The organism is Streptomyces sp. NPDC023541 (assembly GCF_055559995.1).
Window position 1 is genome coordinate 107,587 of sequence record NZ_JBVHJO010000006.1, and the last position, 14,797, is coordinate 122,383.

The 14,797-nt window shown below is 72.9% G+C and carries 14 protein-coding genes and 1 riboswitch; of the genes, 6 read left to right on the top strand and 8 right to left on the bottom strand.

The genetic code is table 11. From position 1 onward, the window contains the following. Positions 1 to 4 precede the first annotated feature (4 nt). The 4 genes from ACZ3X1_RS16860 (at position 5) to ACZ3X1_RS16875 (ending at position 4,840) form a co-directional block, all read left to right on the top strand. A complete protein-coding gene (locus ACZ3X1_RS16860; RefSeq protein WP_467280104.1) occupies positions 5 to 1,378 on the top strand; it encodes an amino acid permease in 1,374 nt (457 codons plus the stop codon). Between the two features lie 52 nt (positions 1,379 to 1,430). Then, positions 1,431 to 1,865, top strand: coding sequence for an SRPBCC family protein (locus ACZ3X1_RS16865; protein ID WP_467280105.1), 435 nt, complete (start codon positions 1,431 to 1,433; stop codon positions 1,863 to 1,865). Positions 1,866 to 1,964: 99 nt separating this feature from the next. Further along, complete coding sequence (locus ACZ3X1_RS16870) at positions 1,965 to 3,026, top strand: ATP-binding protein (RefSeq protein ID WP_467280106.1); 1,062 nt, start codon at positions 1,965 to 1,967, stop codon at positions 3,024 to 3,026. Further along, positions 3,023 to 4,840 carry a vWA domain-containing protein gene (locus tag ACZ3X1_RS16875; RefSeq protein WP_467280107.1) on the top strand — a complete coding sequence of 606 codons (1,818 nt, stop codon included), beginning with the start codon at positions 3,023 to 3,025 and terminating at the stop codon, positions 4,838 to 4,840. Before ACZ3X1_RS16870 ends, ACZ3X1_RS16875 begins: the two co-directional genes overlap by 4 nt. Before the next feature lie 6 nt (positions 4,841 to 4,846). Here ACZ3X1_RS16875 and ACZ3X1_RS16880 read toward each other — a convergent pair whose 3' ends face one another. The 3 genes from ACZ3X1_RS16880 to ACZ3X1_RS16890 all read right to left on the bottom strand — a co-directional run bounded on the left by ACZ3X1_RS16880 (position 4,847) and on the right by ACZ3X1_RS16890 (position 7,752). After that, on the bottom strand, positions 4,847 to 5,008 hold the full coding sequence (locus tag ACZ3X1_RS16880) for a hypothetical protein (protein ID WP_467280108.1): 162 nt from the start codon (positions 5,006 to 5,008) through the stop codon (positions 4,847 to 4,849). 171 nt (positions 5,009 to 5,179) lie between these two features. Continuing rightward, on the bottom strand, positions 5,180 to 6,775 hold the full coding sequence (locus ACZ3X1_RS16885) for an RNA polymerase sigma factor (RefSeq protein ID WP_356811180.1): 1,596 nt from the start codon (positions 6,773 to 6,775) through the stop codon (positions 5,180 to 5,182). A 215-nt stretch (positions 6,776 to 6,990) separates the two neighbouring features. Beyond that, the gene (locus ACZ3X1_RS16890) at positions 6,991 to 7,752 is read right to left on the bottom strand and encodes a methyltransferase domain-containing protein (RefSeq protein ID WP_356811181.1); all 762 of its coding nucleotides are present in this window, start codon (positions 7,750 to 7,752) and stop codon (positions 6,991 to 6,993) included. Between the two features lie 57 nt (positions 7,753 to 7,809). Continuing rightward, positions 7,810 to 7,912: riboswitch (ZMP/ZTP riboswitch) on the top strand. A gap of 72 nt (positions 7,913 to 7,984) precedes the next feature. Between ACZ3X1_RS16890 and ACZ3X1_RS16895 the strand changes: the two genes are divergently transcribed. Further along, the gene (locus ACZ3X1_RS16895) at positions 7,985 to 8,830 is read left to right on the top strand and encodes a bifunctional 5,10-methylenetetrahydrofolate dehydrogenase/5,10-methenyltetrahydrofolate cyclohydrolase (RefSeq protein ID WP_362630046.1); all 846 of its coding nucleotides are present in this window, start codon (positions 7,985 to 7,987) and stop codon (positions 8,828 to 8,830) included. Between the two features lie 89 nt (positions 8,831 to 8,919). Here the strand turns inward: ACZ3X1_RS16895 and ACZ3X1_RS16900 are convergent, their stop codons facing one another. Genes ACZ3X1_RS16900 through ACZ3X1_RS16915 form a run of 4 tightly spaced genes read right to left on the bottom strand, consistent with a single transcriptional unit; the run spans position 8,920 to position 13,304 of the window. Further along, a complete protein-coding gene (locus tag ACZ3X1_RS16900) occupies positions 8,920 to 10,125 on the bottom strand; it encodes an MAB_1171c family putative transporter (protein ID WP_467280109.1) in 1,206 nt (401 codons plus the stop codon). After that, positions 10,122 to 11,630, bottom strand: a complete 1,509-nt coding sequence (locus ACZ3X1_RS16905; RefSeq protein ID WP_467280110.1) for an NAD(P)/FAD-dependent oxidoreductase — start codon at positions 11,628 to 11,630, stop codon at positions 10,122 to 10,124. Before ACZ3X1_RS16905 ends, ACZ3X1_RS16900 begins: the two co-directional genes overlap by 4 nt. A gap of 16 nt (positions 11,631 to 11,646) precedes the next feature. Next, positions 11,647 to 12,282 carry a toxin-antitoxin system, toxin component gene (locus ACZ3X1_RS16910; protein WP_356811184.1) on the bottom strand — a complete coding sequence of 212 codons (636 nt, stop codon included), beginning with the start codon at positions 12,280 to 12,282 and terminating at the stop codon, positions 11,647 to 11,649. Beyond that, positions 12,279 to 13,304 (bottom strand): hypothetical protein, encoded by a 1,026-nt coding sequence (locus tag ACZ3X1_RS16915; RefSeq protein ID WP_356811185.1) that lies wholly within the window; start codon positions 13,302 to 13,304, stop codon positions 12,279 to 12,281. Before ACZ3X1_RS16915 ends, ACZ3X1_RS16910 begins: the two co-directional genes overlap by 4 nt. Positions 13,305 to 13,560: 256 nt before the next feature. Between ACZ3X1_RS16915 and ACZ3X1_RS16920 the strand changes: the two genes are divergently transcribed. Then, positions 13,561 to 13,977: a hypothetical protein gene (locus ACZ3X1_RS16920; RefSeq protein WP_467280111.1), complete on the top strand. Its 417-nt coding sequence runs from the start codon at positions 13,561 to 13,563 to the stop codon at positions 13,975 to 13,977. Here the strand turns inward: ACZ3X1_RS16920 and ACZ3X1_RS16925 are convergent. Then, positions 13,963 to 14,757 (bottom strand): helix-turn-helix domain-containing protein, encoded by a 795-nt coding sequence (locus tag ACZ3X1_RS16925; protein ID WP_356811187.1) that lies wholly within the window; start codon positions 14,755 to 14,757, stop codon positions 13,963 to 13,965. The genes ACZ3X1_RS16920 and ACZ3X1_RS16925 overlap by 15 nt on opposite strands. Between the last annotated feature and the right edge of the window lie 40 nt (positions 14,758 to 14,797).

Consider the following 14,797-nt stretch of genomic DNA (forward strand, 5'->3'; position numbering starts at 1 on the left):
ACCGATGACCAGCACCGCAGCCCTGCCCGCCGAGGCCACCGCACTCCCCGAGCCGGGCCGCGACCCCCATGCCCGACGCTTCGGACTCCCCATCGCCACCTGCCTGGTCATGGGCAACATCATCGGCGGCGGGATCTTCCTCCTCCCGGCCTCGGTCGCGCCCTTCGGCACCATCAGCCTCCTCGCGTTCGCGGTGCTCACGCTCGGGGCCGTCGCCCTCGCGCTCGTCTTCGGCCGCCTCGCCCGCCGCCACCCGCAGACCGGCGGCCCGTACGTCTACGCCCGCGCCGCCTTCGGTGACTTCGCCGGCTTCCTCGCCGCCTGGAGCTACTGGATAACCTCCTGGGTGTCGAACGCGGCCCTCGCCGTCGCGTCGGTCGGCTACCTCTGCGTCCTCTTCCCGGCCATCGGTGCCCACAAGTGGTCGATGTGCCTGGCGGCCCTGGCCATGCAGTGGCTCCCCGCGCTCGCCAACCTGGCCGGCACCCGCTACGTGGGTGTCGTCCAACTCGTCGCCACCGTATTGAAGTTCGCCCCGCTGATGCTGGTCGCCGTGGGGGGTCTGTTCTTCTTCGACCCGGCCAACCTCGGCCCGTTCCAGGCCACCGGCCAGAGCCCGGCCGGCGCGCTCTCGGCCTCCGCGGCGATCCTCCTCTTCAGCTACCTCGGCGTGGAGTCGGCCGCCGTCAGCGCCGGGGAGGTCCGCGACCCCGCCCGCAACGTCAGCCGGGCCACGATCCTCGGCACCGCCGGCGCGGCCGTCGTCTACCTGCTCGGCACCCTCTCCGTATTCGGGCTCGTCGCCCACGAGGAGCTGGTCGCCTCCGAAGCCCCCTTCACCGACGCCGTCAACGCCATGTTCGGCGGGACCTGGGGCGGCACCCTCGTCGCCTGCGCCGCCGTCGTCTCGATGGGGGGCGCCCTCAACGGCTGGACGCTGCTCAGCGCCCAGACCCCGTACGCGGCGGCCAAGGACGGCCTCTTCCCCCGCGCCTTCGAGAAGAAGCGGCGCGGCGTCCCGGTGGTCGGCGTCGTCGTCACGACCTCCCTGGCCTCCGCCCTGACCGTCTACAACTACACGGCCGGCTCCGAGGGCGTCTTCGAGATCCTCGTCCTCGTCACCACCTTCACCGCGACCGTCCCCTACCTGCTCTCCACCGCCGCGCAGATCTACTTCCTGCTCTCCGGCCGGGGCGAGCGCGTCCACCGGGGCCGCCTGGCCCGCGACGGCGCCCTCGCCGTCCTCGCCTTCGGCTTCTCCATGTGGCTGGTGGCCGGCTCCGGATACGCCGCCGTCTACCAGGGCGTGCTCTTCCTCTTCGCGGGCGTCGCCGTCTACGCCGTGATGGCCGCGCGCAGGCAGCGGACAGCCGCCTGACCTGCGCGGTAGCGTGGAAGGACAGTGCCTTGGGGGGCATGAGGGGGTCGCCATGTCCGCGATCACGGAAAGCATCGAAATCGACCGGAGTCCCGAAGAGGTCTTCGCCTACCTGTCGGACGCCTCCCACCTGCCGGAATGGCAGAAGAGCGCCGTGTCCGTCCGGGGCGGCGAACACCCGGCCGTCGGCTCGCTCATCGCCGTACGGCGGCGGATCGGCCGCCGCGAGTTCCCGACGACCATGGAAGTCACCGAGTACGACCCGCCCAGAACCTGGCACCTCCACGGCATCGACGGACCGGTCCGCGGCGACGTCCGCGGCACCGTCGAGCCCCTGGCCGACGGGGCGCGCTCCCGGCTCACCCTGAGCCTCGACTTCGAGGGCCACGGCATAGGCAGGGTCCTCGTGCCGCTCGTCGTGAAGCCGTACGCGCGCAAGGAGATGCCGCTGAACGAGGAGAAGCTCAAGCACCGGCTCGAAACCTGAACCGGGCGGGCGCCCGGGGAAAACCGGATGCCGCACGGTGTGTGGTGTGGCCAGACTGGCCGCACCACACACCGCCCCACCCGAAGGACGTCCCCGCCCGTGCAGGCTGCCGTCACCGTCACCCCCGCCCAGATCCCCGAACTGCTGCTCGGCCTCTCCACCGTGCGGCCCGTTTTCCTCTGGGGGGCGCCCGGTATCGGGAAGTCCTCGCTGGTGCGGAAGTTCGCCGACTCCCTCGGCCTGGAGTGCGTCAGCCTCCTCGGCACGCAGCTCGCCCCCGAGGACCTCATCGGCGTACCGCAGATCCGCGACGGCCGCTCCGTGTTCTGCCCGCCCGAGGCCATCGCCCGAGACGAGCCGTACTGCCTTTTCCTCGACGAGCTCAACGCCGCGAGCCCGGACGTCCAGAAGGCCTTCTACTCGCTGATTCTCGACCGCCGGATCGGCTCCTACGAACTGCCCGCGGGCTCCATCGTGATCGGAGCCGGCAACCGCGCCACGGACAACGCGCTGGCCCGGCCCATCGCCTCCGCGCTGGTCAACCGCCTCACCCACGTCCACCTCCGGGCGTCCGCACAGGACTGGCTGGTGTGGGCCGGCGAGCACGGCGTCCACCCGTGGGTCACCGACTACCTCACCGACCGCCCCGACCACCTCTGGTCGCAGCCGCCCAAGACCGAGGAGCCCTTCTCCACCCCGCGCTCCTGGCACATGCTCTCCGACGCCCTGCACTCCTTCGGCGCGGAACTCGACGAGCAGACCCTCAAGGTGGTCGCGCACGGCACCCTCACCCCCGCGCACGCCGTCTCCTTCTGCGGCTACGCCAAGATCGTCCGCCACACCTTCGGCATCGAGGCCATCCTGAAGGGCGACGCCTCCTGGCCGGCCCGGCTACAGGACCGCGACCTGCTCTACTACCTCGCGGAGGCCTTCCGGGGCCGCCTGCTCAAGGAGCTCCCCGCGCAGAAGGAGCACGTCTCGCCCGCCCTGCGCCAGCACACCCACCGCTTCAAGTCGCTGCTCGTCCAGCTCGCCGAGATCTCCGTCGAGGTAGCCCAGACCGTCATCGCCGATGACGCCGACGGCCGGCCCGTACTGCCCGGCTGGTTCCTGATCGAGGCCGCCCGCGACATGCCGCGGCTGGTCGAGGCCCGCCGGTGAGCCGGAGCGGAAAGGCACGCGCGAAGGCCGCCGCCAAGCCCGACCCGGCCACCCAGGCCTTCGCCGAGGGCATGGCCCTGGTCCAGCAGAACCCGGCCCTCGGAGCCCTCCACGGCAAGGTCTGCCGCGAGGCCGGCTGCCCGCAGTCCCCGGCCGCGGGGCTGGCCGCCGTGTCCTCCAACGGCGTCGTGCACGTCCACCCCACCCGGCGGGCCGAACCCCGCGAGTGGGCGTGGGCGATCGCCCACGCCCTGCTGCACCTCGGCTTCGGCCACGTTCCGGCCGCCAAGGACGAGGACCGGCCCCAGCCGGACCGCTTCGACCTCGCCGCCCGCTGCACGGTCGTCAACCGCTTCTTGCTGACCTTCCCGGTCGGCCGCGCCCCGGACCACCTGCCCGCCGCGTACCCCGGCGGCGACGAGGACGAGCTCGCCGCCCGCTGGCGCCGCGACGGCATCCCGGCCGCCTACGAGCACTGCGGCACGGCGGGCGGCCACCCCGACCAGGTCCTGGTGCCCTGGCGGACCTGGGACACCACCGTCCCCGACTGGCAGACCGCCTTCGCCGCCGCCCTGACCCGCAGCGTCTCCGCCGCCATGGACGTGGCCGGCGGCCGCCGCGACCGGACCACCGGTGAACGCCTCGAACAGCGCCCCTGGGACCGGGCCCTGAACTGGTTCGTGTCCTCGTACCCGCTGCTGGGCGGGCTCGCCGCCGGCCTGACCGTCGTCGCCGACGCCGAGCTGGCCCGCGCGCAGGACATCTCCATCGCCGCCGTCAGCGCCACCGCCGGGGAGATCTACATCAACCCGCTGCGCACCTTCGACGACGAGGAGTGGCGGTTCATCCTGGCCCACGAGATGCTGCACGCCGCCCTGCGCCACGGCGAGCGCCGCGGCCCCCGCGATCCGTTCCTGCACAACGTCGCCGCCGACTACGTCGTCAACGACTGGCTGGTGGAGATGCGGATCGGGAGCATGCCCGAAGGGCTGCTGCACGACCCGGCGCTGCGCGGGCTGTCCGTCGAGGAGGTGTACGACCGGATCACGACCGACCTGCGCCGGATGCGGCGCCTGGCCACCCTGCGCGGCCGGGGCGCCGGGGACATCCTGGGCGAGCCGCTCGCCCACGGCGCGGGGCGCCCGTACACGGACCTCGACGAGTTCTACCGGCGCGGCCTCGTCCAGGGCTTCGACCTGCACGTGCGCGGCGGGCGCGGGCCGCTGCCCGCCGGGCTGGTCCAGGAGATCCGGGCCCTGGCCCACCCGCCGGTGCCGTGGGACGCCCGCCTCGCCCGCTGGTTCGACGAGTACGTGCCGAGGCCGCAGCCCGTCCGGTCCTACGCCCGCCCGGCGCGCCGCCAGGCCTCCACCCCCGACATCCCGCGCGCGGGCCGGTACTTCCCGCCCGAGGAGACCGCCCGCTGCACCTTCGGCGTGGTCCTCGACACCTCCGGGTCGATGAACGCCACCCTGCTCGGCAAGGCGCTGGGCGCGATCGCCTCGTACGCCGGGGCCCGCGACGTCCCGGCGGCGCGCGTGGTGTTCTGCGACGCGGCGGCCTACGACGCGGGCTACGTCGCTCCGACCGAGATCGCGGGCCGCGTACGGGTCCGCGGCCGCGGCGGAACCGTCCTCCAGCCGGGCATCGACCTGCTCCAGCGGGCCGAGGACTTCCCGCCCGGAGCGCCGCTGCTGGTGATCACGGACGGCTGGTGCGACACCCTCCGCATCCGCCGCGAACACGCCTTCCTGGTCCCCCAGGGCGCCTCTCTCCCCTTCACCCCGCGCGGCCCGGTCTTCCGGCTGTCCTGACGCGCGTCACGACCGCTGCCTGCCGCCGAGCCGGTAGACGGCGTAGGTGATGCCGAGGATCACGTCCCCCGCCGCGGTCGGCGGGGTCCGCCAGGTGCCGGAGGTGACCGAGGGGTCCTGGGGCCGTGGGCCCCACTGCGGGGCAGGTGGCACAGGGCGGTCGGTCATCGGCGGACCTCCTGGTCGGGAGGGTCGGACGGGGTGCCCCGGAGGCGGCCCGTCCAGCCCATGGTCGCGCCGACGCGCCTCCCGGGCACGTCCGGAGGGGGCACGCGGCCCGTGACGACGACGCCCCCGCACCGCCGGGTGGCGGAGCGGGGGCGTCGTGCGGGAGCCGGCTCAGTCGAGGTAGTCGCGCAGGACCTGCGAACGCGACGGGTGGCGCAGCTTCGACATGGTCTTCGACTCGATCTGGCGGATGCGCTCACGGGTGACCCCGTACACGCGGCCGATCTCGTCGAGGGTCTTCGGCTGGCCGTCGTTGAGGCCGTAGCGCATGGAGACCACGCCCGCCTCGCGCTCCGAGAGCGTGCCCAGGATCGACTGGAGCTGCTCCTGGAGGAACGTGAAGGAGACCGCGTCCGCGGGCACGACCGCCTCGGAGTCCTCGATGAGGTCACCGAACTCGCTGTCGCCCTCCTCACCCAGCGGGGTGTGCAGGGAGATCGGCTCGCGGCCGTACTTCTGGACCTCGATGACCTTCTCGGGGGTCATGTCGAGTTCCTTGCCCAGCTCCTCCGGGGTGGGCTCACGGCCCAGGTCCTGGAGCATCTGGCGCTGCACGCGGGCGAGCTTGTTGATGATCTCGACCATGTGCACGGGGATGCGGATCGTGCGCGACTGGTCGGCCATGGCGCGGGTGATCGCCTGGCGGATCCACCACGTCGCATACGTGGAGAACTTGAAGCCCTTGGTGTAGTCGAACTTCTCCACGGCGCGGATCAGGCCGACGTTGCCCTCCTGGATCAGGTCCAGGAAGAGCATGCCGCGGCCGGTGTAGCGCTTGGCGAGGGAGACCACGAGACGGAGGTTGGCCTCCAGCAGGTGGTTCTTCGCACGGCGGCCGTCCTCGACGAGGATCTCCAGCTCGCGCTTGAAGGCGGGCTTGTGGTCCTCCTCCTCTTCGAGCTTGTACTCGGAGAAGAGACCGGCCTCGATGCGCTTGGCGAGTTCGACCTCCTGCTCGGCGTTGAGGAGCGGCACCTTGCCGATGAGCTTGAGGTAGTCCTTGACCGGGTCGGCGGTGGCGCCGGCCACCATGACCGTCTGCGCCGGGGCGTCGTCCTCGTCGTCGTCGGACAGCACGAAGCCCTGGGCGCCGGTCTTGGGGGCCTCCTCCTCGGCCTCGTCGACGAGGTCCTCGGCCGCCCAGTCCTCGCCCTCGACGGCCGGGGTCTCACCCTCGTCGGCGTCCTTGGCGCCGGCCTTCTTCGCCGCGGCGGTCTTCTTCACGGCGGTCTTCTTGGCGGCGGTCTTCTTGACCGTGCGCTTCTTCGGCTCGGCGGCGGCCTCGGCCGGCGCCGCCTCCGCGGCCGCGGAGGCCGACGGAGCGGATATCGCCGAAGCCGTGGACGTGACCGCGGGCGCCGCGGCGGTGGCCGCGGTCTTGCGCGCACCGATGGGGCGGGGCGCGGCGGCGGCCTTCTTGGCGACGGTGCGGGCGGGGGCGGCGGCAGCCTTGCGGGGCTTCTTCGCGGCAGCCTTGGTGGCGGGGGCCGCGCTCACGTGAAGGGCGACACCCTCCTCGTCGAGGACCTGGTTCAGGCTGCGCAGGACCCGCTTCCACTGGTCCACCGGGATGCGGCCGGCCTCGAAGGCCTGGCGCACGTCGTCACCGTTGATGTGACCCTGCTCGCGGCCGCGCTCGACGAGCGCTACCAGGGCCTCGGATTCGGCGATCTCCGGAGGGAACGTACGGGACGGGCTGAGCGACACAAGGAGCCTCTCGTTGCGAACAGATAAGGGGTGGGCGGGACATCATCGCGCGAACTCGGGAAACAGACCCGAGGGGGGTCTGTATTCCGGGCCGCGCGAGGACACCTGTCGGTTCATCGCATGCCCGAGTCGATTCGTTACGCGCTGAATTGAGTGACCTGCGCCACGCTGGGGCCGGGCAACCGGATCCGGCGTGGATCCGTCCGCCCTCCGCGTCAGCCCGTTTTGCGGGCTTCGATCAGGAAACGGGCGGTATGCGCGACGAACGGGCCGTCCCGCTCGATCCGTTCGTGCAGCTCGCGCAGGCGGTCCCGGTACTGCACGACCGTGAAGCCGGGCACCATCCAGATCACCTTCCGTAGAAAGTAGATCACGGCTCCGATGTCGTGGAACTCGGTGCGCAGCCGTTCGGAGCGCAGGTCGAGCACTTCGAGACCCGCCTTCGTGGCGTCCGCGACCGCGTCGTCGGGGTGCCGTGCGCGCCTGACCTCCTCCGGCTGTGGCCCGAGAAAGTATTCGACGAGTTCGAAGACGCTCGCCGGGCCGACCTGCTGGGAGAGGTACGTCCCGCCCGGCTCCAGCACCCGGGCGATCTCGTCCCACCAGATGGTCACCGGGTGCCGGCTGGTCACCAGCTCGAAGGCCTCGTCGCCGAAGGGCAGGGGCGGCTCGTCGGAGTCCGCGACCACCACCGCGCCCAGCGGGTGCAGCAGCTTCGTCGCCCGCTCGACATTGGGCGGCCAGGACTCCGTGGCCACCGTCAGGCGCGGCAGGGGGCCGGATCCGGCGAGGACCTCGCCGCCGCCGGTCTGGATGTCCAGGGCGGACCGGACCCGGGCCAGGCGCTCGGCCATCAGCCGCTGATAGCCCCAGGAGGGGCGCTGCTCGGTGGCGCGGCCGTCGAGCCAGGAGAAGTCCCAGCCGTCCACGGAGACGGACTCGGCCTCGGCGACAAGATGGTCGAAAGTTCGCGTCATGTATTGATCGTCGCAGGTCGGGCGCCGGGTGACCACCGGGTTGGTCGACTACAGTGGTCGGCGGGCCGTGACTGGCGTTCGGGTGGATCACCACCGGGGAGCGGCCCGGCGTACCTCAGGACCTCCCGTACGCCGACTGCCGCGCGCCTGGGCGAACCGCGATCCGCAGCGACGTTCAGGAGACCCCGTGACGACTGCCCAGACTGCCCCTGCCGCCGGTACCGCCCAGCTGATGGACGGCACCGCCCTCGCCCGCCGCATCTCGGAGCAGACCGCCGCCCTCGCGGCGAAGATCACCGAGCGCACCGGCACCGCACCCTGCCTCGCGACCGTGCTGGTCGGCGAGGACCCCGCCTCCGTCACCTACGTCCGCATGAAGCAGAACCGCTGCGCCAAGGCCGGGATCACCTCCCGCCACGTGGAGCTGCCGGCCTCGACCACCACGCAGGAGCTGGTCGCGGCGATCACGGCGCTCTCCGAGGACCCGCAGATCAGCGGCATCCTGCTCCAGCACCCCGTCCCGCACCACATCGACGAGCGGGCCGCCTTCGAGGCCATCGCCCCCGGCAAGGACGTGGACGGGGTCACCATGCACTCGTTCGCGGCCATGGGCTTCGGCCTGCCCGGCTTCGTCTCCTGCACCCCGGGCGGCATCATGCGCCTGCTCGCCGAGTACGAGGTGGACCTGACCGGCAAGCACGCCGTGGTCGTCGGCCGCAGCGCGATCCTGGGCAAGCCGGCCGGGATGCTGCTGCTGGAGCAGAACGCCACCGTCACCTACTGCCACTCCCGCACCCGGGACCTCTCCTCGATCGTGCGCCAGGCGGACGTGCTGGTCGCCGCCGTCGGCAAGGCGGAGTTCATCCGGGGCGAGGACATCAAGCCGGGCGCGGTGGTCCTGGACGCCGGCTACAACGAGGGCAACGTCGGCGACGTCCACTTCGAGTCGGCGGCTGCCCGGGCCTCGCTGATCACGCCGGTTCCGGGCGGTGTGGGCCCGATGACGATCGCCGTCCTGCTGGAGCAGACCGTGCGGGCCGCCGCAGCGCAGGCGGGGCTGGACCTCGCCGCCCTCTGATTCCGCCCGCCGATCCGCTGCGCGCGCCGATCGGCGCGTCCGACGCACCGCCCCGGGCCCCGGCCCGGGGCGTTGTGCGTTCCCGGTACTCAGGCGACGACCGGCTCCGGGCCCGGGGCGGGCGCGGCGGCGGCCGCGTCGCGGGCAGCGGCGACGACCGCGGACGTGCGGAACTCGTGGGCCAGCGCGGTCAGCGGGCGGCGGCCCAAACGGTGCGGCTCCGCGACCGGGGCCGGGCCCGGCCCGGATCCGCGCGCGGCGGCGTCCTTGAGGCGGCACGCGGCGGCCACGACGGCGGCGTCCGCGACCGTTGCGGCCCGCGCCTCGTCCAGACCCCGGCCGCGGGCCGCCTCGTACGCGGTGGCGTGTACCCGGGGGTCGAACCAGCCGGCCAGCGCCAGGATGCCGTCGTCGATGACGGACTCGCGGTGGACGAGCCGGATCCCCACCGGGGACCACCAGGCCAGCGGGACGGTCCGTCCCTGGGCCGCGGCGAACCCGCGCAGCGCCTTCCACAGCGGGCGCAGCCGCCGGTACTCACTGAAGCCCGTCCACGTCGCCGACCCGCCGATCAACGGCACGACGAACCCGGCGCCGAGCAGCAGCGCGGAGGCGGAAGCCAGGGGCGGTGCCACGTCAGTGGACAGCACGACCCAGTCGCGGCCGGCCCAGCGGGCGGCCACCGAGGCCCACTTGGCGGTGAGGTAGGCCAGGTCCAGGAGCCCCGCGAGGACGATCAGGGCCAGCCCGGTGCGCAGCGGGCGCAGCGAGCGGTCCGCGCGGGCGAACCACTTGGCGCACAGCCAGGTCAGCGCCGAGGTGCCCAGGGTGTGTGCCACCAGGAAGCAGACGATCATCTCGCGGATCCACGGCGTCGTGGCGTAGTACGTGTCCAGGTCCCTGAGCCGTTCCACCGGCGCGTCGCCGATCACGAACAGGGCGACGATCGCGGCGGTCGCCGTGCCGAACACGACCGCGGTCAGCCGGGTGGCACGGCGCACGGCCGCGGGCGGCCCGCCGCGCCACTGCAGGACCAGGACGACGCACAGCCCGGAGAACACCGTGAGCAGGCCGAACACCAGCGGCGCGGAGAAGTTGACCACGCCGGTACGGCGGTTGACGGCGGCGATCGTCGGCGGCGACGCCAGGAAGGTGATCGGGGCGCCGACGACGAGCAGCGCGCACGCGGTCCGGTTCAGCGGCTGGTCCCAGTTCCGGCGCAGCTCCGGAGCCTTGATCAGCAGCGCCAGGACCATCAGGGAGCCGGGCAGGAGCAGGGAGATCTCGCAGCTCATCGGGCCTGTCCGACGGGGTCGGCAGGGCCGACCGGATCGATTTCCGGACCGGTGGGGGCGGCCCCCGGCCCGGCGCCGGTGCTCCCGGACCCGGTTCTCGTGCCCGGCGCCGGGTCCAGTCCGGCGACGGCCCGCTCCGCGGCGGTGAGCGGCGGAGCTTTCAGTGCGCCCCGGTCGGAGGCGCGCGCCACGTGCCAGACCACCGACGGGCGCAGCCAGTGGGTGGGCTCGATGCTCATGGTGAGGACGTTGAACAGGGCGGCGGTGAGCGCCTCGTCGGTGGTGGCGCCCGTCATCAGCCGGTTGACGTAGCCGTTGAGCAGGCCGGTGCCCGCGCGCGGCTTCATCCCGGTGGCCCCCGGATACAGGATGTCCTGCGACGTGGCGAGCTCCCAGGCGGTGGCGACCTGGGGTGCGATGACGCGCTGCGCCTCGCGGCCGATTCCCGGATGGGCCAGCCCCTTCGCCCGCAGGAGGGTGCGTACGGCCAGCAGGCCCTGGGCGGCGACGGTCATGCCCTGCCCGTACAGCGGGTTGAAGGTGGCGACGGAGTCGCCGACGGCGAAGAAGCCGTCGGGCAGCTCGGCCTTCTCGAAGTAGATCCGGCGGTTGGCGGTGCCCTGGGTGACGGCGACGTCCGTCAGGGGCTTGCGGCCCTCCAGGAGCTCGCCGACGATCGGGTCGCGTACGGACTTGGCGAAGGGGATGAACGCCTCGGGGTCGCCGGTGGGCTGGCCGCCGCGGGTGCCCGACAGGGTGGCCTGCCACCGGCCGTTCTCGATGGGCACGATCGTGGCGGTCTGCCCGGGCACGGGCACCCGGGGGTCGGACTGTACGTTGACGATGGGGAAGCCCATCTCGTGCGCGCCGGGCGGGGCCTCGAAGATCCGGGTCGCGTAGACGAGACCGGAGTCGACCTCGGCCTGCCGGATGCCGCTCACGCCGAGGGCCTGGAGCCACGTCCGGGCGCGCGATCCGCGGCCGCTGGCGTCGACCACGAGATCGGCCGTCACCAGCCGGTCCTGCTCCTCGGGGGTGTCGACGCGGACGCCGGTGACCCGGGCGGCCGTGCCCTCCAGGCCCCGGACCCGGCTCTTCTGGAGGGTGGTGACCCCGGCGAGGCCGGTGATCCGGGCGCGGACCACCGAGTCGAGGAGGTCGCGGCTGCAGGAGATGTTGAACTGCTTCTCGCCGCAGCGCGGGATCCAGCCCTGGGCGGTCTTGGTGACCAGGTCGGTGGGCAGGCTGCGGCGGATGGCGCCAGCCTTCGTCCAGTCGTCGGTGATGCCGGGCAGGATCCGCTCTATGGCCCGGGCGCCGCCCGACCACAGCAGATGGGTGTGCCGGGCCTGAGGGAGCCCACGGCGCGGGGCCGGCCCCTCCGGCAGCGGGTCGGCGTCGATGACGGTGACCGTGGCGTGCTCGGCGAGGACAGCGGCCGCGAGGAGGCCGGCCAGACTGCCGCCTATGACGACGGCGTGGCGGGGCGGGGAGGACTGGTTCATCGTGGCGGGCTCTCTGTCAGGGCCGTGCTGAGGGCATCGGCGTGAGGGATGCGGCGACTGGCTGGTGCTGGTCACGGCGTGGCACGGGGCTTCCCCAGCCGAGTGAGGACTTGATGCGCTCGATCGCCTCGGGGAGCTGCTGCTCCCGGGGCGACGGGAGGCGGGAGCGCAGGATGTTGCCGAGGTGCAGGCCGAAGGTCTCGGCCCGGATCTCCGCCGGATCCCCCTGGTCGGCGCGGGCGGCGGCCTGCCGGACCACCGCGTCCAGCCCGGAGCCGGGGGCGAGCAGTTCGGCGAGGCTGCCGTGGCGTCCCGCCAGCCGGGCGGCCACCAGCATGCCCGGACCGACGCTGTCGCAGGTCCCCTCGTCCAGGTGCCACAGCTCGTGGCAGGCGATGACGAGCTGGTGCTCGGGCCGGGTGTGCTGCTCCACGACGATCAGGTCGACGTCGTCCAGCTCCAGCCACAGCCCGCTCGCGGTGTCGGGCGGGAACGAGGTGAAATGGAAGTCCACCTTCCGGTCTGTGCCGCGCCGTTGGGTGTAGGCGGCGCACAGCGCCCCGATGATCTCCCCGACATCGGCCGGCGCCGTCAGGCGTGCGCCCTCCAGCAGTTCGGAGCCCAGCTTGCGCATGGCCCGTGTGGTCCTCATGGTGTTTCTCCCTCGGCGGCGGCGCCCTCGGTCGGCGCCCCGCCCTTCGTGCCCGGAAGTCCGAGCTGCCCCTCGCGCGCGAGGAGGTCGTCCAAGTGGTCGGCCAGTGACTTCCACCCCTGTGGCGACAGCCGGCCGGCCCGCGTGACGATGCTCCGTACGTCATGCGCACGCAGCACGGCCAGCATCGGATTCTCCCGCTCCCGTTCCACGCACTCCAGTTCGCCCTCGATCAGTGCGAGTGCCGTGGCGAGCGCCTCGGTGTCGTCGGCGAGCAGGAAGCCGGCGTCGACGCCGTAGAAGCGCTGTATCCCGGCGGCCGCGGCGAGGTTCGGCATGCCCTCGCCCTGGGCGAGGCGGGTCAGCGACTGCCCCGACGCGTCGAAGGACTTGGCGATGGCCGTGAGCGAGTGGGCCTGGCCGTCCTCCCGGGGCCTGGTGCGCCGCAGGTGCTCGAACCGCTGGTGCACCTGCTCCTTCAGGGGGAGCCGGGGCGGCCTGCCGTCGAGCGTCTGCCGGACGGCCTGGGGCGTGATACCGGTCAGGTACGAGAGGTGTTCCAGGTCGTCCCGGCCGTCGGAGACGGTGGTCACGGACAGGGCGAGGGCGCGTTCCACCGCGCTCTTGCAGTCGGCCAGCAGGAATCCGGCGTAGACGCCGAAGAACCGCTGCACGCCGGCCGCGTGGCCCATCCGCAGCAGCCCGGTGCCCGCGTTGAGGGGGCCGAGGGAGGCGCCGGGGGCGTCGAAGTCGTGGGCGATGGCGGCGAGCGGCCATTCCCGGCCGTGCTTGTCGCGCCGGGTCGCCCGCAGCAGCCGGAACCGCTGGTGCACGCGTTGTTCCAGCGGTACTTCGGCGGCCGTACCCGCCACCACCGGTGGGATGCGCCCGGGTTCGACACCGGACAGGTGGCTCAGCCGCCCCACCGCCAGCACCTCGGCCGGGTCCCGGCCGCACCGCTCCGCGAGTGCCCCCACGCGCCGCCAGATCGCGGCGAGGTCGGGTCGGGCGGCGGCTCGCACCGGCTGATTCTCCATATGTCGACAAGGCGTTCGAGTGGATCGGGCTGCGTGAAGCCTAGCCCCCCACCCCCGGCCGAACCACGGGAACCCCAATGTTTTGCTGCCGCCCACCTCAAAAAGCGTGGGCATGACCTCGGAGGTAATCGACCCCCGGCGAGAGGGCCCGGCACAGTGGGGGCGTCGGGTTCCGGGGCCGCGCACTCGGTTCCGGGGCCCGGCTCCCACCTGGCCGTTCCACCTCGACGGAGGCTGCCCCATGTCCGCGACCCTGCTCGCCGGTTTCGCCCGTACGCCCGTCCCGCAGCTCGCGCTGCGTCGCTTCCTCGCCCTCGACGCCGTTGTCACCACCGGCAACGGCCTCGCCTACGTCGCCTTCTCCGCGCCGCTGGGGCGGCTGCTCGGGGTCGGGCCGGGGCTGCTGCCGGCCGTCGGCGTACTGCTGGTGCTCTACGGCGCCGCCGTCGGCCTGCTGGCTTCGCGCGGCCGGCCCCCGGTGTTCGCCGTGAAGGCCGTCGTCGAGACCAACTACGCCTGGGCCGCGCTGAGCCTGGTGGCCCTCGCCGTGTGGTTCTCGCCGACCCTCGCAGGGACCGTGTGGATCCCGGCGCAGGCCCTCACCGTCGCCGGCTTCGCCGTCCTCCAGCAGCTCGCGCTGCGCTCAGTCGCCGAGTGAGCGCAGGTACTTCACCGTCGCCGGGTCGGCCGGGAGCATCGTCTCGATGGCCAGCTCGGCGACGGTCACGTCCATCGGGGTGTTGAAGGTCGCGATGGACGACACGAAGGACAGCAGGTGGCCGTCGTGCTCGATGAGCAGGGGGAGCGCGATGTAGGGGACGGGCTCCCGCGGTGCGCCGTCGCCGGGGCGTTCGGCCACCGGATAGGAGGAGACCTCCTCGTACAGCGCGCGCAGCGGTTCGGAGCGGGCCAACGCGATCTGGCGCTCCATCTGGGCGAGCAAGTGCCCGCGCCACTCCCTGAGGTTGTGGATCCTCGGGGCCAGGCCCTCGGGGTGCAGGGTGATCCGCATCGCGTTCAGCGGCGGTGTCAGCAGGTGCTCCGGCAGGCCGTCCAGCAGCATCAGGACGCCCCGGTTGGCGGCGACGACGTCGTACGCGGCGTCCACGACCAGCGCGGGGTAGGGCTCGTACCCGGTCAGCAGCCGCTCGATGCCCTCCCGCAGTGTCTCCATCGACGGGTCGTCCAGCGCGGTCTGCGCATAGTGCGGGGCGTAACCGGCGGCCAGCAGAAGGGCGTTGCGCTCGCGCACCGGGACATCGAGGCGGTCGGCGAGCCGCAGCACCATCTCCTCGCTCGGCCGGGCCCGCCCCGTCTCGATGAAGCTGATGTGCCGGGACGAGGAGTCGGCGCGGCCCGCCAGCTCCAGCTGGCTGATGCCGCGCCGCTCCCGCCATGTGCGGAGCAGGGCGCCGACTGCGGGTGTCGAGGTGGTCATGGCTCCGACGGTAGCCGAGCCCGCCGGGCCCGGGCGCCCG